Consider the following 23,649-nt stretch of genomic DNA (forward strand, 5'->3'; position numbering starts at 1 on the left):
TCTCACGGCCGCAGCGCGGCGACCACCCAGCGCAGCGACGTCCGGTCGGTACAGGTGGCGAGCAGCTCGGCCTGCTCGGTGCTCCCGGCGTCGCGGCGACGGGCGTCGAACAGGTCCTCGACCAGGCCGGGCACGTCGCGGTGCTCCCCGGGCAGCGGCTCGTCGCCACCGGGCAGTCCGAGGCGGGCGACGACCAGGCGCAGCGTGCGGTGCCCGATCAGTCGCATACCCGGGGACAGCAGCGCGGAGTTCCGCGGAGGAGTGGTGCCGGCGGCGGTCTCCTGCCCGGGCAGCGGCACCGCACCGGGCGGCGTGCCGGGCAGGCTCACCGCGGACACGGCGATCACACCGCCGTCGAGCATGGCCCAGGCGTCGATCGCGGGACGGTGCGTCTCGCGCCCCGACGCGGTGGCCAGCCCCTGGTCGGCCAGCCACCGGCGTAGTCGCGGCCGCAGGTCCCAGCGCACGTCGAACACGCCCTCGGCCAGGTCGGACGGGGTGAACACCTCGTCCCACCGCGGGCCGCCGGACGCCCCGTTCCCGACACCCGTCTCGGGCTGGATCGCCATCTTCGTCCCCCGACCCGGGGCACGCGCGTTCCCGGGAGATCAGGATAGGACGGTCCGGACGGGCGCACAGGCTGGTGCACGCGGCCGTACCCACAGGTGTGATGACACGACCGACGCGGCGGTGAACGGCGTCGCCGACACGCCGATCTGCACGCGATGTCACAGTGTGTGAGCGGATATGCCGGTGTCTGCGTGACAGATGACACGATCGAGCGAGCCCGCCGCAGGCGGTAACGAGGCAGGATGAGTCGAGCGATCCACAAGTGACGGCGACGTGGAGGCGACATGGACGGGCAGTTCGACAGGGTTCCGGCGGTGCACCCGGGGATGATCCCCGCGGCACGGCGCTCGGTGGAGAACCTGCCGTCCGGACGAGGTGTGGTCGACGGCGAGCGGGGCCGCGTGCTGGCCCGCTACGCGCGGCTGATGCGGTCCGGCCGGCCGGAGGTCTGCCTCCCCGGGCGGCGCGAGATCTCCGAGCGCGAGCGGTTCGGCGCCTCCGCGACCGGCAGCGACGGCAAGGTCATCTACCCGGACCGGGACGCGGCCGAGAGCGCCGCCCGTGAGCTGGAGGCCCTCGGCGGGCGCCCGCAGCGGGCCTACCTGTGCCGGCGGTCCCGCCGCGGGCACTACCACCTGACCACCGACGCCGTCGCCCAGCGCCGTCGCGGCCCGGCGGAGCTCATCCCGCAGCCGCGCCGCGGCGACTGACCCGACCCGACATCCGACGACCCCCGGTGCCGCGGCACCGGGGGTCGTCGCGCGTCCGAGGCCGGTTCCCCACGGATGTCACACCGATGTGATGCGCGGCACACGCTGATCGTCTAGCGTGGGATGTGTCGGCGGTCACGTCACGGTCGAGCCGACGTTCCCACCACCACGCATCGGAGGGCCCCGTGAACCCGCACCTGCTGGAGGAGCGCGTCGCCACCGTCAACGGCGGCCGCGATCTCGCCGACCCCGCCCGTGCCCGGCTGCGCGCCCACAAGGCCACCGCGGACGCCTGCCGTCGGCGCGCCGCCGAGCGCCGCGCCGAGCTGGAGCGCGTCCTCTCCGGAGGCACCACCGGTGACGCCCTGGACCTCATGTTGGAGCTCGACGCCCTCGAGCGGGTGCAGGACCGCATCGACAACCGGCTCTCCGAGCTGTGCGACGCGCTCACCGAGCCGCGCACCCCGCGCTACGGCGACGCCCAGCCCGTGTAGCCCGCGCCCCGCGGCCCGTGTGGATCACCCGCGCCCGTGGTTCGATGACCGGCGGACACCGCCGTCGGACCACGAGGGAGAGCACACGTGCGTGCAGTGCAGGTCAGCGAGCTGGACGGGCCGTCCGCGGTCCGTGTCGCGGAGGTCGAGCCGCCGGTCCGCGGTGACGGCGAGGTTCTGATCGACGTCGCCGCGGCCGGGGTGAACTTCCCGGACGTCCTGCTGACCAAGGGGATGTACCAGTACAAGCCGGAGCCGCCGTTCACCCTCGGCTCCGAGTGCGCCGGCACGGTGCGCGAGGCGGGCCCGGACAGCCGGTTCACCGCCGGGGACCGGGTCGTCGCGTTCACCATGTCCGGGGTGTTCGCCGAGACCGTCTCCGCTCCCGAGCAGCACGTCTTCCCGCTGCCCGACGAGGTGGAGTTCGCGGCGGGCGCCTGCCTGCCGATGAACTACCTGACCGCGCACTTCACCCTCGACACCCGCGGTGGCCTGCGGGCGGGGGAGACGGTGCTCGTCCAGGGCGCGGCCGGGGGCATCGGGACCGCGGTGATCCAGCTGGCCGCCGCGATGGGGGCCACCGTCATCGGCGTCACCTCCACCGAGGCCAAGGCCGAGGTCGCCCGGCGCGCGGGTGCTGCCCACACCGTCGGCGTCGACGGGTTCAAGGACGCGGTCAAGGGCCTGACCGGCGGTGCGGGAGTCGACATGGTCGTCGACCCGGTCGGCGGGGACCGCTTCACCGACTCGGTGCGCTGCCTCGGCCCGCTCGGCCGTCTCATGGTCGTCGGATTCACCGCGGGGGACATCCCGACGGTGAAGGTGAACCGGCTGCTGCTGAACAACGTCGACGTCCGCGGGGTCGGCTGGGGTGCCTACGCGCTGGGACGCCCGGACTTCATCCGCTCGGAGTGGGACGCCCTGCTCCCGCACCTGCGTTCCGGCGCGCTCGACCCGCTGATCAGCGAGCGCTTCGGTCTCGACGACGCCGCGACCGCCCTGTCGCGCATCGACGACCGCACCGTCACGGGCAAGGTCGTGCTCCTGACCTGAGCCGGGTCAGCCTGCCGGCTCGAGGTTGTGCCGGACCGCGGTGCGCGGCAGCGGCGCCGTGGTCTCGGTGGCCGCCGCCGCGGTCCGCGGCGCCGGGGTGGGGCCGACGTGGCGGTGCGGCGCCGGCACCACCACGGGCTCGGCGACGTGCAACCGGTGGCGGGCGGCGACCGCCCGCCCGGCCGGGCCGGTCGCGGTCAGCGCGTGCAGCGCGAGGGCCCGGTGCGCCGGGACCTCGCAGCGGCGCAGGAAGCGGTCCAGCTCGCGCACGGCGTCCCCGGGGTGGCGGGCGAGCGCCCACGCGGCGAGCTCGGCCTCGGCGACGTCGGCCCGCACCCCGCTCATCCGCACGCACACGTACTCGACGTCCTCGTCGGCCAGCTCCCCCGGCGCGGGCAGGTGCATGCCCTGCTCGGTCAGGTACTCGTGCACCGCCCACAGCCCCATCGGGGTCAGCGCGACGACCGTGGGGTCCGGGTCGTCGCGGTGCGCGACCCGGGACAGCTCGTCCAGCTCGTCGGCATCGAGGGTCTCGGTCAGCTCGATCGCCCCGAGCAGCTCGCAGGCGTCCAGCAGGGCCGTGACGTCGCGGCGCCACAGCCGCTGTTCGACGTCGCCTGCGAGGTCGTCGACCACGCAGCCGGCCTCGTCGTTGACGGCGTCGCGGACCTGGCGGTGGAAGTGCTCGAGCGGGACCTGCCCGCCGCCGGTGGCGTAGAGGCCGACCCACAGCATCGGGAACGCCTGGGACATCGACATCCCGAACAGCGACGGTGCGCCGAACACGTCGGTCCCGCCCAGGCTGTCGCCGAGACGTCCGACCGACTCGAACACCCGGCGCCACAGCTCGATCGGCCGGTTCAGCAGCGGGCCCGCGCTCTTGACCGGCAGCAGCCGCCCACGCACCACGCGGACCAGGCGCGCCGAGCGGGCCCAGCGCAGCAGCAGCGACACCTCGGGCAGGTCGTCGCTGGTACGGGCGGTCTCGCGGTAGATGTGGTCGAGCTGCAGGTGCGCGGCGAGGTCGAGCGCGTCGGTGCGGTCGAGGCGGCCGTCGGAGGTGAGCCGGCGCCCCGCCCGCACCCACAGGGTCAGCTTGCGGAGCAGCTCGAGGGCCTCGGAGCGCTCCGCGGCGTCGACGAGCGCCGCGGCGCCGGGCATCGGTACCGGCGGCAGCTCGGGGTTCCACTCGGCGCGGGTGGGACGCTGCGCCTCGCGCCGCATGATCTCGGCGAGCGCGTGCCGGTCGACGTCGGTCTGCCCGGCGCCGGCGCGGTCGAGGAACCGCTGCACCGCGGCCGGGTCCGCGGGGTCGACGCCGTGGCGGTGCAGCTGCACGCCCCAGAACTTGCCGAGGTCGTAGTTGCGCTCGTCGGCGAGACCGTCGTGCAGGGCGGGTGTGGAGTCGAGGACCTGACGGTGCAGCGCGTCCGCCGGGTGCGACTGCGGGTCGAACCAGTCGTGCTCGTCGACGAAGTCGATGAGTGCATGGAAGGCGGGGGCGACGTCGTCGGGCTCGAGCACGGTCACCTTGCGCGGGAACCACATGCCCAGCGCGTCGGCGATGTGCGAGCGCGTCCAGCGGCCCAGCCTGCGGTCGCGCGCGTACTTGTAGTCCAGCACGGCGGCGACGAGCGCGGTGTCCACCTCGACGCGACGGCGGCGGGCCCAGAGGGAGAACTGCTCCAGCAGGCGGCTGCGGGCCTCGGCGTACCCCTGGTCGTCCCCCGGGGTGAAGACGAGACGCATCCGGCCCACTGTGTCAGGTCCCTCCCATCCGCTCCGGCTGCGGCGCAGCACTTTCCGATGATCGTCGGTGCGCGCGGGGGCCGTGCACCGGGTGGTCGCAGGAGGTCCAACGAGCGCGGTCGGCCCGGGTCACTCCCGACCGCTCACCGTCGGTGGGCGGTCGCTCACGGGTCGTCCGATCGTCCGGCCGTCCCCGCGACCGTGAGCCCTCGACCCTGCCACGGACGACGGCGGCCGGACACCCCGGGGAGGGTGTCCGGCCGCCGTCGTGTGCGACGAGAGGTGGTCAGTCGCCGCCGACCGGGCTGTCGCGCCGTTCGGCGGTCGCCCGGGTCGACTCGTCGCCGGTCCGCCCCTCCGGCTCGTCGGCCCCGGCCGCGACGGGACCGTTGCCGGAGCTGTCGTTGCCGTCGGCGGGTGCGTTCCCGTCGGTCGTGTCGAACGCACCGACCTTGACGTAGAAGTTCTCGCCGTGGTTGTCGGTGGCCCAGTCGACCGCCTGCTCCAGCACCTGCGCGCCCTTCTCGTCCCGCAGCACGACCTTGTCGCGACGCAGGTCCTTGAACAGTGCGAAGCACAGCAGCACCATGATCACGACGAACGGCGCCGCGACCAGGATGGTCAGGTTCTGGATGCCGTCCAGGGCGTTCTCCCCGCCGGTGACGAGCATCAGCACGGCGACCGCACCCATGACCGAGCCCCAGAAGACCACGACCCACTTGCTGGGCTCGATGGTGCCGCGCTGGGACAGTGTGCCCATGACGATCGACGCGGCGTCCGCGCCGGACACGAAGAAGATCGCGACCAGGAGCATGACCAGCAGGCCGGTGAAGGTCGCCCACGGGTAGGCGCCGAGCATCTGGAAGAGCTGGACGTTGGAGTCGTCGGAGAACTGCGTGCCCTGCTGGGCCTGGGTGATGGCGGTGCCGCCGAAGATGCAGAACCAGACCAGCGAGACCAGGCTCGGCGCGAGGATGACGCCGCCGACGAACTCACGGATCGTGCGCCCGCGCGAGATCCGCGCCAGGAACATGCCGACGAACGGCGTCCACGAGATCCACCACGCCCAGTAGAAGACGGTCCAGCCGGACAGCCACTCGAGCATCGGGGCGCCGCCGACGGCCTCGGTGCGCCCGACCATCTCGAAGAACTGGGAGAAGTACGCGCCGATCGACGTCGGGATCAGGTCGAGGATGATCACCGTCGGTCCGACGACGAACACGAAGAACGCCAGCACCGCCGCCAGCACCATGTTGGTGTTGGACAGCCACTGGATGCCCTTCTCGACGCCGGAGACGGCGGAGAGGATGAACGCGGCGGTCAGCACGATGATGATCGCGGCGAGTACCCAGGGGCTCACCTGGCCGTCGACCCAGCCGACGGTCTGCATGCCGCCGCCGATCTGGAACGCGCCCAGGCCCAGCGAGGCCGCGGAGCCGAACAGCGTCGCGAAGATCGCGAGGATGTCGATGCCCCGGCCGATGGAGCCCTCGGCGGCCTTGCGGCCGATCAGCGGGACGAAGGCCTGGCTGATGAGCTGACGGCGGCCCTTGCGGAAGGTGGAGTAGGCGATGGCGAGGCCGACGACGGCGTAGATCGCCCACGGGTGCAGCGTCCAGTGGAACAGTGAGGTCGCCATCGAGGTCTGCAGCGCGTCGATGGTGCCGGGCTCGGCCGCGCCGGGCGGCGGCGACTGGAAGAAGGTCAGCGGCTCGTTCACGCCGAAGAACATCAGCCCGATGCCCATGCCGGCGGAGAACATCATCGCGATCCAGGAGACCGTGCGGAACTCGGGCTCCTCGTCGTCGGCGCCGAGCTTGATGCGCCCGAACCGGCTGAAGGCCAGGAACAGCGCGAAGGCCACGAAGGCGGTCGCGGCGAGGATGAAGCCCCAGCCGCCGCCGCGCATCAGCCCGCCGAGCATCGCCTCGGCGGTGGCGCCGAGGGTGTCGGCGCTGAGCAGCCCCCACAGCACGAACAGCAGCGCGAGCGCGGCGCCGACGCCGAACACGATCCAGTCGGTGCGGGGCCGGTCGTCCCCGGTCGTGTCCGGACGGCCGTCCGGTGGTGATTGGGCCTGTGTCATACGTGGTCACGCCCGCATGTCGGGCGCATCCCCCCTCCGCTCTCGTTCGTGCAGAAATTGTGCACAAGTCGTTTGTGTGCCGAAAGTGTAGGTACTGGACCGTCCCGTGTCGCTGTGCAGGCCGAACCGTGATGTCAGGAGGTGGTCCAGCCCTCGTCGGAGACGCCGCCGGGGACCGGTGCGGCCGGGTCGTAGGGGGTGCGGGTGAACACGAACGTGGCCAGCCACAGGTGGTCGCGGGCGATCCGCAGGGTCTCCCCGGCGAAGTAGCCGTCCAGGCCGATCCAGGTGCCGTCCGGGCCGGGCCGGAACCGCGACGCGCGTCCGGGGCGCCCGAGGCCGCCGAGGTGCAGCAGCCCGCCGCCGACCGAGCGCAGCGCGTAGGGGGAGGGACCCCAGAACCACGGTCCGAGCAGCTCGGGGTCGACCGGGCAGGGCTGCGGGTCCCACGGCGCGACGATGCGGGGCTCGGCGACCCGCAGGTCGTTCAGCAGCCCGGCGGTCAGCCCGCTGTCCATCCCGGAGGTGGTGTTGCCCATCGCCAGGGCGCCGGCGCCCTCCTCGCGGTCCACCCAGAGCCCGGCGAGGAAGCCGGGCATGGATCCGCCGTGCCCGACCAGCGTCGTCGTGCCGCCGCCCTCGGGCCGCTCGAACCGCAGGACCTGCACGCCCAGGCCGTAGCCGGCCCAGACCGGCGACGTCGGGTCGACGCCCGCGGGCAGCGTCATCTCCTCGACCGTCGCCGGGGAGAGCACGTCGCCGGTGTCGCCGAGCAGCAGGGCGCCGAGCCGGGCCAAGTCCGCCGCGGTGCACCACAGCTGCCCGGCGGCGGCCATCACCCCGGCGTCGTGTTCGGGCTCGGCCAGCACGAGGTCGGCCCACGGGTGCACGGCCCGTCCCGCCGCGGCGGGCTGCTGCGGGCGGGTGGAGGTACGGGTCATGCCCAGCGGGAGCAGCACCTCGTCGCGGGCGACGTCGGTCCAGGCGCGGCCGCGGAGGCGGGCGACGACCTCGCCGAGCAGCCCGAACCCGAGGTTGGAGTAGTGGAAGCGGCGCGCGGCGGGCAGCACCCGGTCGGCGTCGCCGAGGCCCAGCTCCTCCAGCGTGCCGCCGGGGGTGCGCTCCCACCACCGGCCGGGGCTCTCCGAGCCGGCCCCGGCCAGGTGGGACAGCAGCTGACCCAGGGTGCGGTCGCCGAGCGGGGTGCCGGGGAGGTGCCGGTCCAGCGGGTCGTCGAGGTCGAGCAGTCCCTCGTCGCGCAGCCGCAGGACGGTGACCGCGCAGACGGTCTTGGAGATGGAGCCGATCCGGTACTGGACGTCGTCCTCGGCGGCCGCGTCCGGGAGCGCTCCACGCCCGGCGTGCCAGACGAGGGCGCCGTCGCGGACCACCCCGGCGACGAGGGAGGGGACGCGGCCGTCGCGCTGGGCGCGGGCGACGCGGGCGAGCAGGGTGCGCTGGGTGCTGGGGAGCAGCTCGGTCACGGGGCGACCCTAGATCCCCGGCGCGCTCACAGTCCGCTGATGTCGGCGAACGAGCGCAGCCGCACGGCCCGCTCCGACAGTGCGGCGGGCACCGGCTCGGGTACCGGCATCCGGTCCGCCGCGGTCAGCGGGCCCAGGTCGAGCCCGGTCAGCTCGCCGATCCGGGCCACCGGTACCTGGAAGGTGCGGTACGGGCCCAGCGGCGGTGGGTCCCCGGCCGGCGGCTCGGCGAGGTCGCCGAGCTGAGGGGTCTGGTCCAGCAGGTAGGCGGTGGTGCCCAGCGCGCCGCCGACGACGAAGGCGCCGATCTTCCAGAACAGCCGCGGGATGCGCACGCCGCGGTACTCCGGGTCGTCGTCGGCCAGCACCGGGCCGGTGAACACCACGAGCCGCCGATCGTGGTCGCCCGCGTTGTCGAGCAGGTAGTCCTCCAACCCGCCCCAGGTCTGCTTGTCCTGGTTGAACGCGGCGGCCTGCGGGGCGGCGTTGGTGTAGAGGAACGTGTCGGACTCCGCCGTCGCAGCCTCGGCGGCCCCGCCCCACACCGGGTCCTGGCGGCGGACCAGGTGGCCGCGGTCGAGGTCGTTGTCGGCGTAGAGCTCGGCGCCGGCCTGCTGCCCGGCGGGCAGCCGGTCGTCGAGGCGCCAGTCGTCGGAACGTTCGAGCTGCCGCAGGGTCGCCCCGTCGATCGCGACGGCGGTGGCCGCGGCCAGGCGCCGGTCGGGCCGGTGCAGGGTCGCGAAGTGGGTGTAGGGGAGCAGCACGGTGTCGGTCCCGGGCAGCGTCGGCATCGGCGTCGCGACGCCGAGGAAGTCCGGGTCGAAACCGGGGGCGGCGGGGGCGCTCATCGGCGTGACGGTAGCGGTGCCGGGTGAACGGCGGGTGCGCCTGCGCCGCCGTCGGTCAGGCGGTGCAGCAGCGGGGCGGTGCGGAACCCGACCAGCGAGCGCATGACCAGCGACGTCGACGTGCGCTCCACCCCGCCGATCGCGAGGAGGTGCCCGGCGATCCGGTAGAGGTCGTCGGCGTCGCGGGCGACCAGGTGCACCAGGAGGTCCTCCGGTCCGGAGACGCCGTGCACCTCCAGCACCTCCGGTACCCGGTCCAGTGCGTCGGCGACGGCGGCGAGCTCGCGCTGCACCACCCGCACCGTCACGAACGCGGTCAGCGGGTAGCCGAGCGCCGCCGGGTCGACCCGACGCTCGAAGGTGTCCAGTGCGCCGAGCCGGTCCAGCTTGGCCAGCCGGGCCTGCACGGTGTTGCGGGACAGGCCGACCCGTTCGGCGAGGGCGAGCACCGTCGCGCGCGGGTCCTGCGCCAGGGCCAGCAGCAGCCGGGCGTCGTGGCCGTCGAGCGCGGCCCGCCCGTCACCGGTCGTTCCCGTCACCTGGTGCCCCCTCCTCGTGTCCGCAGGTGCGCATTATGCCGTCCCGGCGCGCGTCCCGCCCGGCCCGGCGCGTGCACTCTGCTCAGTCGTACGGGCTGTGGTTGTGCACTCGTCGATGTGGTGGTGGGCTGACTGGGCAGGCTGCATGGGCGACGAGGCTGGAGTGGTGGGCGATGGGCACGCAGACGGTGACGACGGACACGCTCGTCGAGATCGAGAAGCGGGTGCTCTGGCTGTCCACCGCGATCGTCGACGCGGCCAACCGGCGCGGTGACCCCAGCGGGCTGAAGGTGGGCGGGCACCAGGCGTCGTCGGCGTCGATGACGACGATCATGACCTCGTTGTGGTTCGAGCACCTGCGGGCCGGGGACCGGGTCTCGGTCAAGCCGCACGCCTCGCCGGTGCTGCACGCGATCAACTACCTGCTCGGCGAGCTCGACGAGCGCTACCTGAGCACGCTGCGCGCCTTCGGCGGGCTGCAGTCCTACCCGTCGCGGTCCAAGGACCCCGACCCGGTCGACTACTCGACCGGCTCGGTGGGCATCGGCGCGACCGCCCCGATCTGGGGTGCGCTGGCCCGCCGCTACGTCGACACCCACTTCGGGGGTGCCGGAGAGGGCAGGCAGTACTCCCTGGTCGGCGACGCCGAGCTCGACGAGGGCGCCGTCTGGGAGGCCATCCTCGACCCGATGGTCGGTGAGCTGGGCGAGGTCGTGTGGATCGTCGACCTGAACCGGCAGTCCCTGGACCGGGTCGTCCCCGCGATCGGCGCGCCGCGGATCGAGGGCATGTTCTCCGCGGCCGGCTGGCAGGTCCTCACCGTCAAGTACGGCAGGCTGCTGCACGAGCTGTTCGACCGCCCCGGCGGCGACGCGCTGCGCGCCCGGATCGACACCATGCAGAACGCGGAGTACCAGCGGCTGCTGCGCTGCGACGCCGACGAGGTCCGCACCCGGCTCCCCGACGGACACGCCGACCTGGCGGAGCTCGTCGCCGGCCTCGACGACGACACCCTGCTCGCCGCGGTGCGCAACCTCGGCGGGCACGACACCGCCGCGCTGCGCGACGCGTTCTCCGCGATCGACGACACCCGGCCCACGGTGATCCTCGCCTACACGGTCAAGGGCCACGGCCTCGCGACCGCGGGCCACCCGCAGAACCACGGCTCGATCCTGAGCGCCGACCAGGTCCGCGAGCTGGCCGACGCCGTCGGCGCCGACCCCGACGACCCCTGGCGGCGCTTCGACCCGGAGTCCCCGGCGGGCGAGGTGGTGGCCGGCGCGGCGCAGCGGCTGCACCGCGACCCGGTCGACGACCAGCCGGTCCCGCCGCTGCCGGCCGACATCGGACGCACCCCGACCGGGCGGGCCACCACCCAGGCCGCGCTCGGCCGGGCGCTGCTCGACCTCACCCGCGAGGCTCCCGAGGCGGCCGGCCGGGTGGTCACGCTCTGTCCGGACGTGTCGTCGTCGACGAACCTGGGCGGCTGGGTGAACAAGGTCGGCGTCTGGTCGACCGCGGAGCGCAAGGACTGGTTCGACGACGATCCCGAGACGATCCTGCACTGGCGCGAGCGGCCCACCGGCCAGCACCTGGAGCTGGGCATCGCCGAGGGGAACCTCGTCGGGGCGCTGGGGGAGCTGGGGGCGACCTGGTCGCGCTGGGGCCGTCCGGTGCTGCCGATCGGGGTGCTCTACGACCCGTTCGTCGAGCGCGCGCTGGAGCCGTGGTCGTTCGGCATCTACGCGGGTGGCCAGTCGATCCTCGTCGGCACGCCCTCCGGGGTGTCGCTGGCCCCCGAGGGCGGTGCCCACCAGTCGGTGACGACGCCGTCGGTCGGGCTGGAGCAGCCCGGCTGCGTCACCTACGAGCCGGCGTTCGCCATCGACACCGAGTGGACGCTGCTCGCCTCGCTGGCCCGGCTCGGCCGTCCGGACGGCACCAGCGCCTACCTGCGCCTGTCGACCCGGCCGGTGGACCAGACCCTCGCGGCGGTCCCGGCCGACCCGGCCGCGCGCGAGCGGCGCCGGCGTCAGGTGGTCGCCGGGGCCTACCCGCTCCGCCGCGCCGCGGGCACACCGGCGCTGACCATCGCGGTCGCCGGTGCGCCGACGACCGAGGCGCTCGCCGCGGCGGACCGGCTCGCCGAGCTCGGCCACGACGTCGACGTCGTCGTGGTGACCAGTCCGGGGCTGCTGTTCGACGCCCTGCAGGCCCGTGCCGGACGCCCCGCCCGTCCGCAGGCCGAGCCGTGGATCCTGGAGTCGGCGTTCCCCGCGCGCCGGGCCGCGCCGCTGGTCACCCTGCTCGACGGGCACCCGCACACCCTCGCGTTCCTCGCCGGGGTCAACCGGGTCCCCGCGACGCACCTGGGCGTGCATCGCTTCGGTCAGTCCGGCGACCTCGCCTCGGTCTACGCCCACCACGGGCTCGACGCGGACACGGTCGTGGCGGCCGGACTCGACCTGCTGTAGACGGAACCGGACATCGAGTGACGTACGTCGCTGGATCGCGCAAACGACAATGACTACGGTTACCGACCATGCTGCTTCTGGGGTTGGCGTCAGTCACCTTCCGTGAGAGGTCCGTTCCGGACGTCGTGCGCCTGGCGGTCGACGCCGGGTCCGAGGTCCTCGAGTGGGCCGGAGACCGGCACGTCCGTCCCGGTGACCGCGCGGCGGCGTCGGCGGCCCGCGGTGCCTGCGCGGGCGCAGGGCTGCGGATCGGCACCTACGGCAGCTACCACAAGGCCGGTGCGTCCGACCCCGGCGAGTTCGACGCCGTCGTCGCGACGGCGGCCGAGCTCGGCGCCCCGCGGGTACGGGTCTGGGCCGGGACGGCGGCTTCGGCCGACGTGTCGCCCGCCGGGCGCGCCGCCACCGTGGACGCGCTGCGGCGCTGCGCCGACGCCGTCGCCGAGCGGGGGATGGGGCTGCTCGTCGAGCACCACGTCGAGTCCCTCACCGACGGCCTCGACACCGCGCTGAGGCTGCGCGCCGAGGTCGGCCACCCCGCCCTGGTCGCCCACTGGCAGCCGCGCGAGCTGCCCGACACCGACGTCTGCCTGGCCGAGGTCCGCGCGCTGCGCCCGGCCACCGTGCACGCGTTCTCCTGGGGCGCCGACGGATACACCGAGCGGCTGCCGCTCGGCGACCGCGCCGACCTGTGGGCCCCGGTGCTCGCCGAGCTCACCGCGCAGTCCCGCGACGACGGCACCGACACCGAGGTGCTGCTGGAGTTCGTGCCGGGCGACACCGCCGCCTCGCTGCGCCGTGACGCCGCCGCGCTGCGCGACCTGCGGGCCGGGCGCGACCTGGCCGGTGCGCGATGAGCGCCCGTCGCCTGCCCGCCGATGCCGCCGCCGGCTCCGCCCCAGCCGCTCGCACCGTCGCTGCCGCCCGGTCCCGTGCCTCCCGGATCGCCGCCCTGCTGCCGGTCGCGGTGGTCGCCCTGCTGCTCGCCGGGTGCGGTGGGTCGGCCGCGCCCGCGCCGGAGGCGGCCGCCGAGCGGCCCGCCGTCAGCCGGGACGTCGCACCGCTGGAGCCGGCACTCACGGTCACCGACCCGCGCGGCGCCACCGTCACCGTGCCGGCCCCGCCGACGCGCATCGTCTGCCTGACCGGCCTGTGCGACGACATGGTCGTCGAGCTGGGGCTCACCCCGGTCGGCACCTCCACCCCGGCCCTGCTGAAGAACCCCGTCCTGCTCGGCGACCGCGCCGCGCAGGTCCCGACCGTCGCCGGCAGCTTCGGTAGCGAGGACGTCGAGTCCATCGCCGCGCTGCGTCCCGACCTGGTGATCGGGCTCGGCGGAGTGCACGAGCCGCTGCGTGCGGCGATCGAGCGCTTCGCCCCGCTGTGGCTGGTGCAGCCGACGACCTGGGAGGAGTCGGTCGGCTACCTGCGGGACCTGGGGTCGCTCACCGGACGCACCGCCGAGGCCACCGCGGGCGAACTGCGCTTCCGCACGACGCTGGCCGACGGCGTCGAGCAGGCGCGCGCCACCGGCAAGGCCGGCCGGAAGGTCCTGCTGATGTACGGCAGCGCCGACACGATCGGCGTCGACACCACCGACACGGTCAACGGGAACCTGCTCGCGACGCTCTACGACTACCCGTTCGTCCCGCGCGGCGCCGACGTCGAGACCGCGAGCACCTACAGCGTCGAGGAGATCCTCGCGCAGGCCCCGGACGTGGTGTTCGCGTTCTCACTGCTGTTCTCCTCCGCCGACCGCACCCTGACCGACCAGCTCGCCGCGAACCCGGTGTGGGCCCAGGTCCCCGCGGTGCAGCAGGGGAACGTGCACGAGATGGACCCGCGGCTGTGGGGCAGCGGGCGCGGCACCCGCAGCCTGGGCGCGATCGTCACCCAGTCGCTCGCGGCGGTCCCCGGCCGGTGAGACGGGCCCTGCTGCTGCTCGCCGTCGCGGCCGGGGCGGTGCTGCTCGCCGCGCTGGTCCTCGGGACCGGCACCCCGGCCGTCGCCCCGCACCGGCTGCCCGCCGTGCTGGTCGCGGCGGGCGGGATCGAGCACGTCGTCGTCACCGAGCTGCGGGTGCCGCGGCTGCTGCTCGGTGTGCTCACCGGCGCCGCGCTCGGGCTGGCCGGGTTGCTGCTGCAGGACGGTCTGCGCAACCCGCTCGCCGTCCCCGAGCTGCTCGGGGTGTCCTCCGGTGCCGCGGCCGCGGTGGCGGTCACGATCGTCACCGGGGCCGCGGTCCCGTTCGCGCCGCTGCTGCCCGCCGTGGTCGGCGCGGTGACCGGGGGCGCGCTCACCCTGCTCGCCGTCCGCGGCGCCGTCGGCCCGGCCGCGGTCCTGCTGATCGGAGCCGGGGTGGGGGCGGCGCTGCAGGCGCTGCTGCTCGCGGCGGTCGCCATGACCGGCTCCTCCGAGCAGGGCGTACTGGTGCGCTACCTGCTGGGTTCGCTGACCGGCACGACATGGGCGACGGTGACGCCGGTGCTGCCCGCGCTGGCGGTCGCGTTCGTCGCGGGGGTCGCGGTGCTGCCGCTGCTGGGGCCGCTGCGTCTCGGCGACGACGCCGCCTCCGCGCTGGGCCTGCGCACCGGTGCGGCCCGGGCGGCGGTGCTGGGCGTGGCCTGCCTGCTCGTCGCGGCCGTCGTCGGCCCGGCGGGGCCGGTCGCCTGGGTCGGGTTCCTCGCCCCACAGCTGGTGCGGGTGCTGCTCCCCGCGGCCCGGCCGCTTCCCCGCGCCGCGGCCTGCGCCGGGGCGGGTGCGGCCGTGGTCGTCGTGGCGGACCTGCTGGCCCGCACCGTGCTGTACCCGGTGGAGCTGCCGGTCGGCGGCTTCACCGCGGGGGTCGCGATCGTCGCGGGCGGGCTGCTGCTGGTGTGGCGACGCCCGCGGGCCGCCCGCACGGCCGTTCCCGTCCGCACCGACGGTCCCGCCGCGGCGGTGGAGCGGTGAACCGCTCGGTGGGCCGGGACGCGACGCTCGCGGCCCGGTTCGGGCTGCTCGGACTGTGCGTGGCGGTCGCGGCCCTGGCCGGGCTCCTGGTCGGCACCGCCGTCGGGCCCGGCACCGCGCTCGCGGCCCTCGCCGGGGTCGCGGACCCGCTGTCGACCGACCTCGTCCGGGAGCTGCGGGCACCGCGGGTCCTGGTCGGGCTCGCGGCCGGTGCCTGCCTCGGCGTCGCCGGAACGGTGCTGCAGGCGGTGCTGCGCAACCCGCTCGCCTCCCCTGAGGTGACCGGCGTCGGCTCCGGCGCGGTGCTCGGCGCGGTGCTGGGGACCGTGCTCGGCGGACCGGTCGGCACCCCGCTCGGCGTGCTGGCCGTGGCCCTGCTCGGCGGGACGCTCGGGGGCGGGGTGCTGTGGCTGCTCGCCGGCCGGGCCGCGGGGCCGGGCACCGCGGACCCGCTGCGGCTGGCCGTCGTCGGGGTGCTGGTGTCGGCGGTGCTCGGCGGGACGACGTTGCTGCTGCTCACCGCCCGCCCGCAGCTGGCCGGGTCGATGGTCCGGTGGCTGGTCGGCTCGCTCAACGGGCGTGGCTGGGAGCACTGGGACGCGCTCTGGCCGGTCGCGCTGACCGCGGTGGTCCTCGCGGTGCTGCTCGGCCCGGTGCTCGCCGTCCTCGGCGTCGACGACGACCACGCCCGCGGCGTCGGCCTCGCCGTGTCCGGGTGGCGCTCGGCCGCGGTGCTGCTGGCCGTGCTCGCCACCGGCGGGGCGGTCGCGGCGGTCGGGGCGCTCGCGTTCGTCGGGCTGCTCGCCCCGCACCTGGCCCGTGCGCTGCTCGGGGTGCGGGGCGCGGCCGACCCGCGGCTGCTCGTGCCCGCGGCGGCGACGGCCGGGGCGGGCACGGTCGTCACGGCCGACGTCGTCGCCCAGTTGCTGACGGCGTTCGCCCCGGCCGGGGACCGGCCGATCGGGGTGCCCGCGGGAGCGGTGACGGCGGTCGCCGGCGCGGTGGTGCTCATCGGGATCGTCCGCCGACGGTCCCGTACGACGGTGGGAGGTGCGCTGTGACGGTGCTCAGGGCCGAGGGGGTGACGGTGCGCTTCGACGGGCGCACCGTGCTCGACGGCGTCGACCTGGCGGTCGCCCGCGGGCAGTGGCTGTCGCTGGTGGGGCGCAACGGCTGCGGGAAGACCACGCTGCTGCGGGTGCTCGCCGGGCTGCACCGGCCCGACGCGGGCGCGGTGCACCTGGCCGACCGGCCGCTGGCCGGGACCCCGCGCCGGGAGGTCGCGAAGCGGGTCGCGGTGCTGCCGCAGGCCCTGCCGCCGCTGGGCGGGGTGACCGTGCGGGCGCTCGTCGCCCAGGGCCGCTACGCCGTCCGCGGGCCGCTGGGCATGCTCGGCGGCGGCGCCGACGCGGCGGTGTCCGACGCGCTGGCGGCCACCGGCACCCAGGCCTGGGCCGACACCCCGGTCGAGCTGCTGTCGGGCGGGGAACGCCAGCGGGTGCGGATCGCGCTCGCCCTGGCCCAGGACGCCCCGGTGCTGCTGCTCGACGAGCCCACCACCTACCTCGACGTCCGCCACCAGCTGGAGGTGCTCGACCTGGTCCGGGAGCTGCAGGAGCTGCGCGGCCTGACCGTCGTCGCGGTGCTGCACGACCTCGCCCAGGCCGCGCGGTGCGCGGACCGGATCGTGGCGCTGCGCGACGGGCGGGTGCACGCCGACGGGGCACCCGGCGACGTCGTCGACGACCGGCTGCTGGCCGAGGTGTTCGGGGTGCGCGGGGTCGTCTCGACCCACGAGGGGCGGCTGACCTGCAGCTACCTGGACTCCACCCCGGCCCGGCCCGTCAGCGCCTGACCGCGCACCCACCCCGCCGGGCGTGGCGCCGACGACCGGTCCGCCACCCCCGTCGGGTCGCCGGTACGGCGACGTGCACGTTTCCGCCCCCGCGAGGGCGGAAACGTGCGTCTCGCCGGCCGGGCGCACGCCGGGACCGGTGCTGCCGTGGACCGGGCCGGGGTGTGCCGGACGGGTCGGCCCGGTCAGCCGCGGGCGGCCCGGCGCAGCGGCGGGGTGAGCCACGCCAGCGCGACCCCGGCGGCCAGCACCGCGGCCCCGGCCGCCAGGCCGCCGCGCGGGCCCGCCGGTGTCGTCGCGACGACGCCGGCCAGCGCGGCACCGGCCGGGGTGCCGAGGCCCCAGGACAGCATCCGCGCGGTCGTCGAGACGCGGGCGCGGGCGTGCTCGGGGGTGACCTGCAGCCGGTAGGTGACGGCGTTGAGCACGACCGTCGAGTACGCCGCCCCGAACGCGGTCGCGGCGAGGAGTGCGGGGACCCAGTGCGTCGCCGACACCACCGCGACCGCGCAGGCCAGCGACACCGGCAGCCCGGCCAGCGCGAGCCGCGCCCCACCCCAGCGCTCCGACAGCCGCGGGACCAGCCGGGCCGCGGCGAGCCCGCCCACACCCCAGCAGGCGAACAGGAGGCCGAGCCGGGCGTCGCCGTCGGCGCGGATGCCGAGCACCCGGTCCGCCCACGGCACGGTCATCGCGAGCCAGGCGCCGCCCGCGACGGCCTGGGTGGTACCGACCAGCGTCAGCGTCCGGACCACCGGGTGGCCCACGAGCAGTGCCAGGCCTTCGCGCACGTCGGCGAGGATCCGGGTCGGCGCGCGGGTGCCGGGCCCGGGGGACAGGCTCCCGGCGACCGACCGGATCAGCAGCGCCGACGCGACCGCGGTGAGCGCGGTGACCGACAGCAGCCCGGCCGGGGCCAGGGTCGCGACGGCCAGCCCGGCGAGCGGCGGCACGACCAGTTCGACGACGGTCGTCGCGCCGTAGAGGGTGGAGAACGCCGCGGTGATCCGGTCGGGCCCGACCAGCGTGGGCAGGGCGCCGAAGTTCGCGGCGTCGAAGAAGACGAAACCGGTCTGCACCGCGACCGCCGTGCCGAGCACCTGCCACGGTGTGAGTACCCCGGCCCACCAGGCGAGCGGGATCCCCGCCAGCACCGCGCCGCACGCCAGGTCGACGCCGACCATGAGCCGCCTGCGGTCGACCCGGTCGGCCAGCGCTCCCGCGACCAGCCCGAACAGCAGGTAGGGGAGTGCCTCCGCGGTCGCGATCGCCGCCGTCCACGCGGGCGAGCCGGTCAGCCGGTAGACGAGCACGGGCAGGGCGACCGCGGCGACCAGGGAGCCGGCGACCGAGACGACCCGGGCGGCGAGGTAGCGGCGCAGGTCGGTGCGTTCGTGCTCGGGGGCGGTCGGGGCCGTCTCGCTCACGGGGTCCTTCCGTCGGCGGATGCGCGAACCATAGTGTGAAACGACAGTCATCACCAATAGTGGTGCCACGAGACACACCACTGTTGAAAACCGATGTCGTTTGTGGTCACGATGGGGTGGTCCGGAACCGGACGATGTCACCCACTGGAGGAGAAAACGATGAAGGACATCTTCACCGAGCTCGAGGCCGAGCGCGCCCTTCCGCACAACTCCGCGAGCCACTCCAACGCCCTCGTCGAGAACCCGTTCGCGACCGAGCAGGCCGCCGAGCAGGAGTGACACCCGCCGCGGGCCCGGCACCGGTGACGGTGCCGGGCCCGCGGTCTGCCGTGACCGACCGACGGACCAGGGAGTGCGAGTGGAACGACTGCGACCGGGCGTGAGCGTGTTCGAGGTCCCCGGCCGGGGCTCGGCGCTGCGGGAGGCCTCCGGCCGGTTGCGCGGGGTCGACCTGCCCCGCGGCACGGTCGAGGCACTGACCCGCTGGTTCGCCGGCGCCGACCCCACACCTCCGCCGGGACTCGACCCGGAGCGCGGCGCGTTCGCCGCGGCCGGGTACCTCGACGACACCCGCCCGGCCCGGACGGCCACCGTGACCGTCGCCGGTGACGGCCCGCTGGCCGACGCCGTCGCCACCGCGCTCGCCGGGCCCACCGTGCGGGTGCTGCGCGGGACGGTCGGAGAGCTCGCGGCCGTCCCGGCCCGCCCGGACCCCACGCGCCCGGCGACCGGCGTCGACGCCACGGGTGGTGCGGATGCGTCCGCGACGCCGACCGCGGTCTGCGTCGTCGCCGACGGGCCGGCACCCGCATCCTGGACCACCCTGGACCGGCTGCCCGACCGCGGGACGGCCGTGTTCCGGCTCGCCGTCGAGGGCCGGCACGGGATCCTGGAACCTCCCGCCGCACATCCCGGCGACGCCGGGCACGCCGACGTCCGCGCCCGCCGCCTCGCCGCGGCCGGATCCGGGCACCCGCACCTGCTCGCCTACTGGGCGGCCGCCCCGGCCGCCCCGACCGGGCCCGGTGACCACGCCCTGCTGGCCGCGCTGCTCGCCGCCGACGTGCGCGCCTGGGCCGGCGGCCACGACGTCCCGGCGGTCGGTGACCTCGTCCCGGCCGCCCTGCCGGCCCGGCGCCGTCTGCGGGTGGTCGATCTCGACACCGCCGCGATCGCCGACCACCCACTGCTGCCGGTCCCCGACAGCGCGCCGTGACCGACCCCGCCCGGCCCGGCCCGGCAGCCCAGGGCACCGACGACCTCGACCTGACCGCGCCCGACGGGGTCCGGCTCGCCGCCACCCTCGTCCGCCCCGCCGCCGCGACCTGGCCCGCGGTGCTCATCCGCACCCCCTACGGCCGCGGGCGGCTGCTGCCCGAGGCCCGCGGCTGGGCCGCGCACGGGTTCGGCTGCCTCGTCGTCGACGTCCGGGGGCGCGGCGGCTCGACGGGGGAGTTCCGGCCCTACGCCCACGAGACCGACGACGGCGCCGCCGCGCTCGCCGCGCTGCGGGCGACCCCCGGCTGCGACGGCCGGGTCGTGCTGGCGGGCGCCAGCTACGGGGCGCACTGCGCGGTCGCCGGTGCCCTCGCCGATCCCGGCGTGTGCGGGGTGCTCGCCGCGGTCCCGGCGCTCGGGCCCGGCGAGACCGCCCGCGAACCCGGCGGTGCCGCCCGGCTGGCCTGCCGGATCGGCTGGTGGTCCGAGCACGGTGCGGGCGCGCGTCCCGCCGCCCCGTCGGCGGCCGCGACCCTGCCGGTCTCCGGCGCACTGACACCCGCCCCGGACGGGTGGGCCGACCTGTGGGACGCACCCGAGGAGACCCCGTGGCTGTGGTCGGGGATCGCGCGGGCCGCGATGCCGCTGCTCGCGGTCGGGGGCACCGCGGACCCGTTCGCCGCCCGGACCCGGGAGCTCGCCCGGCGCTGGGGCGGGCCGTCAAGACTCGTCCTGGGGCCGTGGGGGCACGAGCTCGACGCCCCCGCACCCGGCGCGGTCCTGGCCGGACGGCGGATCGGCGCGGTCTACGCCGCCTGGGCCCGCGCCGCGGTGCAGGGCCGGCCGCGGGGGCGCGGGGCACTCGTGGCGGTGGGGGAGACGGGGCGCTGGGTGCGGGCCGGGGACGGGCCGGCAGTCACGGTCGCCGCGGCGCCGCCGGACGGGTTCCCCGCCGGCTTCGTCGCCGACCCCGAGCGGCCCGTCCGGTCCCGCGCGCCCGGCGCACCCACGCCGGCTCTCGCGCCGACCGACGGCGCCGCTCCCGCCGCTACGCCCCCTGCGGCGACCCCTGCGGCGACCCCTGCGGCGACCCCTGCGGCGACCCCTGCGGCGACCACCGCGGCGACCACCGCGGCGACCACTGCCACCAGCACCGGGACGACCGCCGCAACCACCAGCGCGACCACCGCGGCGACCACCGAGTCGGCCGCCGCGGGCCGCCCCGCCGACCGGGTCGTCGCCCACACCCCGCCCCTGCCGGCGGGGGTGCTCGCCGGGCCCCTGGTCGTCACCGTCACCGGCGACACCGACGCCCCGGACGCCGACTGGGTCGTCCGGGTCGGACTGCGCGGCCACGACCTCGTCACCGCCGTGCACCGGCACCGCGGCCCGGCGTCGCGGCAGGTCGTCGTCACCACCCCGCCGGTCGGCGCCGCCGTGGGCGAGGGCGACCGGCTGCGCGTCGAGATCGCCGGGCACCACTGGCCCGCACACGCCCGCAACCCGCACACCGGTCGGGACCCGGCGCACGCGACCGAGCTGCGCGCCGACCGCCGCACCGTGCACGCGCTGCGCCTGGACCTGCCGCACGTCCGACCCGGCCGCGACGAGGTCGCCGCGGCCGCCATCCCCGAGGAGGTCACCCTGTGACGGCACCGACCGTTCCCGTACTGCCGGTGGAGGTGCTGGTCGACCCGCTGGGCGGGATCGTCCGCCGGCTGGTCGACGTCGCCCCCGTGCCGGGGCTGCCCGCCGCCTACACCGCCGTCACCGCCGAGGTGTCCGACGCGCGCCGGCTCGGCGCCTGGCCCGCGGACCGGGTCAGCCTCGGCACCACCTTCGGCGACCGCGACGGCGCCCGCACCGCCGCACTCGGCGAGGCGGTCGAGCGCTACTGCGGCAACCGCGTCCCGCGCGACCTGCCGCTCACCACGGCCGCGGAGCTGCGCGCCGCGGGACACCGGTGCTGGGGGCCCGAGGAGCTGCCGCTGCTCGCGCACTGGCAGGACGGCCGTCCCTACCAGCGCTTCACCGAGGACCTGCCGATCCGCTGGATCGCCGGCGTCGAGGCCGACGAGGAGCCGACCTGGCTGCCCGCCTCCTGGGCGCTGCTCAACCACCACAGCGGGGCCCGTCGCGCCGAACCCCGCTTCCACCACCTCAACTACGCCGGCATCGCCACCGGCGACGGCGCCGTCGACGCCCACCGGCGCGGCCTGCTCGAGCTCGTCGAACGCGACGCGCTGGAACGCTGGTGGCACCTCGGGCTGCCCTCCCACGGCATCGACCGGGCCTCGGTCCCCGGGCTCGACGCCGCGCTGGCCGGGGCCGCGTTCGACGTCCACCTCGTCGAGCTGCCCACCGAGTACCCGGCGGCCGTGGTCGGTGCCGTCGTCGTCGACCCGGAGACCGGGATCGTCGCCGGGGGCGGCGCCGCCCGTTTCGACGCCGCCGAGGCCGCCACCAAGGCGGTGCTGGAGGCCGTCCACACCTGGGTCTTCACCCGCGGACTGCTCGACCCCGACGGCTGGGTGTACGCCTCGATCGACGCCGGTGTCCTCGCCCGCGGCCTCTACCTCGACCACCGCGCCGACCGCCGCTACCGCGACGACGCCGGCGGGCGCTACGCCGCCGTGCGCGACCTCGGCGCCCAGGTGCAGGTGTGGCTCGACCCGCGCGTGCAGGAGGAGCATCTGCCCCGGTTCACCGCGCCCGCGACCCGCGGCCCGCTGCGCACCGGGCCGGCCGGGGACCTCGCGTCGCTGACCGCCGCGCTGCTCGCCGACGGGCACCGCATCGCCCGCGTGGACCTCACCACTCCCGACGTCGCCGAGACCCCCTGGCGGGTGGTCCGCACCTGCGCCACCGGTCTCGTCCCCAACGCGCCCGCCGCGTTCCGGTACTGGGGGCTGCCCCGCTGGCGCGACACCGCCCGCGCCCACGGGCTCGGCCTCGACCCGGCCGCCGGTCCCGACGGGCTCGTGCACTGCCCGCCGCCGTTCCTGTGACGGTCCCGCCCCCGGGCGGGGCCGCACCGTGCCCGGGCCACGCCGCACCGGGGCCCGGACCGGACCCGCAGCGGGACCGGTCCGGCGGCGCCGAGGAGGCCCGGACCGCCGCGGCGTTCCGGCTCGCCTGGTCCGGCGCCGACCCGGGCCCCACCGACCACACCGCCCGCCCCGCCGAGGCGACCACGGCGGCCCGGCCGGTGCCCCTGACCCGCGACGGCACCGGGACCGGTGCACTGCTGGCGCTGTCGCTGGCCGCCGACCCGGACCGGGTGGTCGGCGGGGTGCGGCTGCGCCGGGTGCCGTCGGCGGGCGGCCGCTACCCGGTCGACGCCCGCGTCCACGACCCGACCACGGACGGCCGCGACGCCGGTCGCGTCTACGACCCGCTCGCCCACGCCCTCGACGGCGGGCCCGCCCGGGAACCCGCCCGGCCCGGCGCAACCGGACCCGGCAGCCACGCCCGGCCCGGCGCCGCCGTCCCGGCCCTGTCCGACCCGGACCACGACGACCACGACGACCACCCGGACGTCGTCCTCCACCTCGCCCCGGAGCGGACCGCCTGGCGCTACGGCCCCCGCTCGCTGCCGGTGCTGCTGCTCGACCTCGGCCACGCGGCCGCCGCCGTCCTCGCCGCCGCGGCGACGCTGAGACGACCCCGGACGGCCCACCTCGTCCCCGACGGCGACCGCTCCCGCGTCGTGCTCACGACCGGACCCGGTCCCGACGGCGCCGTCGCGCTCGGTGCGAGCGCGGATCCGCACCCGGCGGCCGTGCTCCGCGCACGCCGCTCGGCGCCGTTCGCGAGCCTGCGTCCCCCGGTCGCGGACCCCGGGCTCGACCGGATCGCCCGGACCCGGCTCGGCGCGGGACAGCACGCGGCCCTGCTCGACGCGGGCCACCCGCTCCTGGCCGCGCTGACCCGGCGGGCCTGCGGCCTGCCCGACCTCACCGGCGTCGGCGGGCTGCTCGTCGTCACCGGGGACGTCGACCCGGGCCCGGACACCGTCGCCCAGCACGTGCGGTCCGGCCTCGCCGTCCACGACGCCTGGCTGACGGCCACCGCGGCCGGGCTCAGGGCCCGGCCGGTCGGCTGCTGGGTCGAGGCGGTGCTGCACGGACCCGGCGGCCGGGGCCGGGTGCAGCACGCCCTCGCGCTCGGCGGCTGACCCGCCGGGGGAG

At 76.3% G+C, this 23,649-nt stretch carries 21 protein-coding genes; 14 read left to right on the plus strand and 7 right to left on the minus strand.

Annotated features, from left to right (window positions below; genetic code table 11):
* Positions 1 to 2: 2 nt before the first annotated feature.
* Positions 3 to 569, minus strand: coding sequence for a hypothetical protein (locus DMP15_RS12495; RefSeq protein WP_337825927.1), 567 nt, complete (start codon positions 567 to 569; stop codon positions 3 to 5).
* Positions 570 to 854: 285 nt separating this feature from the next.
* Here DMP15_RS12495 and DMP15_RS12500 point away from each other — a divergent pair, with 285 nt between their 5' ends.
* From DMP15_RS12500 to DMP15_RS12510, 3 genes are all read left to right on the plus strand, one after another.
* On the plus strand, positions 855 to 1,280 hold the full coding sequence (locus DMP15_RS12500) for a hypothetical protein (protein WP_073574212.1): 426 nt from the start codon (positions 855 to 857) through the stop codon (positions 1,278 to 1,280).
* 185 nt (positions 1,281 to 1,465) lie between these two features.
* A complete protein-coding gene (locus DMP15_RS12505) occupies positions 1,466 to 1,774 on the plus strand; it encodes a hypothetical protein (protein WP_073574211.1) in 309 nt (102 codons plus the stop codon).
* A gap of 87 nt (positions 1,775 to 1,861) precedes the next feature.
* Positions 1,862 to 2,827, plus strand: a complete 966-nt coding sequence (locus tag DMP15_RS12510) for an NADPH:quinone oxidoreductase family protein (RefSeq protein WP_161151594.1) — start codon at positions 1,862 to 1,864, stop codon at positions 2,825 to 2,827.
* Between the two features lie 6 nt (positions 2,828 to 2,833).
* Here the strand turns inward: DMP15_RS12510 and DMP15_RS12515 are convergent, their stop codons facing one another.
* From DMP15_RS12515 to DMP15_RS12535, 5 genes are all read right to left on the minus strand, one after another.
* Positions 2,834 to 4,576 (minus strand): hypothetical protein, encoded by a 1,743-nt coding sequence (locus DMP15_RS12515; RefSeq protein WP_179762383.1) that lies wholly within the window; start codon positions 4,574 to 4,576, stop codon positions 2,834 to 2,836.
* 286 nt (positions 4,577 to 4,862) lie between these two features.
* Positions 4,863 to 6,662, minus strand: a complete 1,800-nt coding sequence (locus tag DMP15_RS12520; RefSeq protein ID WP_083658072.1) for a BCCT family transporter — start codon at positions 6,660 to 6,662, stop codon at positions 4,863 to 4,865.
* Between the two features lie 134 nt (positions 6,663 to 6,796).
* Positions 6,797 to 8,146, minus strand: coding sequence for a serine hydrolase (locus DMP15_RS12525; RefSeq protein WP_161151275.1), 1,350 nt, complete (start codon positions 8,144 to 8,146; stop codon positions 6,797 to 6,799).
* A 26-nt stretch (positions 8,147 to 8,172) separates the two neighbouring features.
* Positions 8,173 to 8,994 (minus strand): DNA/RNA non-specific endonuclease, encoded by an 822-nt coding sequence (locus DMP15_RS12530; protein WP_161151276.1) that lies wholly within the window; start codon positions 8,992 to 8,994, stop codon positions 8,173 to 8,175.
* Positions 8,991 to 9,533, minus strand: coding sequence for an Lrp/AsnC family transcriptional regulator (locus DMP15_RS12535; protein ID WP_073574206.1), 543 nt, complete (start codon positions 9,531 to 9,533; stop codon positions 8,991 to 8,993). Before DMP15_RS12535 ends, DMP15_RS12530 begins: the two co-directional genes overlap by 4 nt.
* A 173-nt stretch (positions 9,534 to 9,706) precedes the next feature.
* Here DMP15_RS12535 and DMP15_RS12540 point away from each other — a divergent pair, with 173 nt between their 5' ends.
* The 6 genes from DMP15_RS12540 to DMP15_RS12565 all read left to right on the plus strand — a co-directional run bounded on the left by DMP15_RS12540 (position 9,707) and on the right by DMP15_RS12565 (position 16,814).
* Complete coding sequence (locus DMP15_RS12540) at positions 9,707 to 12,007, plus strand: transketolase-like TK C-terminal-containing protein (RefSeq protein WP_073574205.1); 2,301 nt, start codon at positions 9,707 to 9,709, stop codon at positions 12,005 to 12,007.
* 68 nt (positions 12,008 to 12,075) lie between these two features.
* Positions 12,076 to 12,864, plus strand: coding sequence for a sugar phosphate isomerase/epimerase family protein (locus DMP15_RS12545; RefSeq protein WP_073574204.1), 789 nt, complete (start codon positions 12,076 to 12,078; stop codon positions 12,862 to 12,864).
* Positions 12,861 to 13,931: an ABC transporter substrate-binding protein gene (locus tag DMP15_RS12550; RefSeq protein ID WP_100878081.1), complete on the plus strand. Its 1,071-nt coding sequence runs from the start codon at positions 12,861 to 12,863 to the stop codon at positions 13,929 to 13,931. The genes DMP15_RS12545 and DMP15_RS12550 overlap by 4 nt, the downstream gene beginning before the upstream one ends.
* On the plus strand, positions 13,928 to 14,959 hold the full coding sequence (locus tag DMP15_RS12555) for an iron chelate uptake ABC transporter family permease subunit (protein ID WP_253069466.1): 1,032 nt from the start codon (positions 13,928 to 13,930) through the stop codon (positions 14,957 to 14,959). The genes DMP15_RS12550 and DMP15_RS12555 overlap by 4 nt, the downstream gene beginning before the upstream one ends.
* Positions 14,956 to 16,020 carry a FecCD family ABC transporter permease gene (locus DMP15_RS12560; protein ID WP_073574419.1) on the plus strand — a complete coding sequence of 355 codons (1,065 nt, stop codon included), beginning with the start codon at positions 14,956 to 14,958 and terminating at the stop codon, positions 16,018 to 16,020. Before DMP15_RS12555 ends, DMP15_RS12560 begins: the two co-directional genes overlap by 4 nt.
* Positions 16,017 to 16,814 (plus strand): ABC transporter ATP-binding protein, encoded by a 798-nt coding sequence (locus DMP15_RS12565; RefSeq protein ID WP_073574203.1) that lies wholly within the window; start codon positions 16,017 to 16,019, stop codon positions 16,812 to 16,814. The genes DMP15_RS12560 and DMP15_RS12565 overlap by 4 nt, the downstream gene beginning before the upstream one ends.
* A gap of 185 nt (positions 16,815 to 16,999) precedes the next feature.
* On the opposite strand, the gene DMP15_RS12570 is transcribed toward DMP15_RS12565, so the two are convergent.
* A complete protein-coding gene (locus DMP15_RS12570; protein ID WP_073574202.1) occupies positions 17,000 to 18,241 on the minus strand; it encodes an MFS transporter in 1,242 nt (413 codons plus the stop codon).
* Between the two features lie 159 nt (positions 18,242 to 18,400).
* Here DMP15_RS12570 and amiA point away from each other — a divergent pair, with 159 nt between their 5' ends.
* From amiA to DMP15_RS12595, 5 genes are all read left to right on the plus strand, one after another.
* Entirely contained in the window at positions 18,401 to 18,520 is a 120-nt protein-coding gene (gene amiA / locus DMP15_RS12575) for a streptamidine family RiPP (protein ID WP_020625778.1), read from the plus strand.
* Positions 18,521 to 18,620: 100 nt separating this feature from the next.
* Entirely contained in the window at positions 18,621 to 19,457 is an 837-nt protein-coding gene (locus DMP15_RS12580; protein ID WP_301548926.1) for a hypothetical protein, read from the plus strand.
* Positions 19,454 to 21,109 carry a CocE/NonD family hydrolase gene (locus tag DMP15_RS12585; protein ID WP_100878080.1) on the plus strand — a complete coding sequence of 552 codons (1,656 nt, stop codon included), beginning with the start codon at positions 19,454 to 19,456 and terminating at the stop codon, positions 21,107 to 21,109. The genes DMP15_RS12580 and DMP15_RS12585 overlap by 4 nt, the downstream gene beginning before the upstream one ends.
* Positions 21,106 to 22,467 carry a YcaO-like family protein gene (locus DMP15_RS12590; protein WP_301548925.1) on the plus strand — a complete coding sequence of 454 codons (1,362 nt, stop codon included), beginning with the start codon at positions 21,106 to 21,108 and terminating at the stop codon, positions 22,465 to 22,467. The genes DMP15_RS12585 and DMP15_RS12590 overlap by 4 nt, the downstream gene beginning before the upstream one ends.
* Positions 22,464 to 23,636, plus strand: a complete 1,173-nt coding sequence (locus DMP15_RS12595) for a hypothetical protein (protein WP_100878079.1) — start codon at positions 22,464 to 22,466, stop codon at positions 23,634 to 23,636. The genes DMP15_RS12590 and DMP15_RS12595 overlap by 4 nt, the downstream gene beginning before the upstream one ends.
* Positions 23,637 to 23,649: the final 13 nt, after the last annotated feature.

This window comes from Pseudonocardia sp. UM4_GMWB1, from assembly GCF_017312155.1.
GTDB classification, from domain to species: domain Bacteria; phylum Actinomycetota; class Actinomycetes; order Mycobacteriales; family Pseudonocardiaceae; genus Pseudonocardia; species Pseudonocardia alni.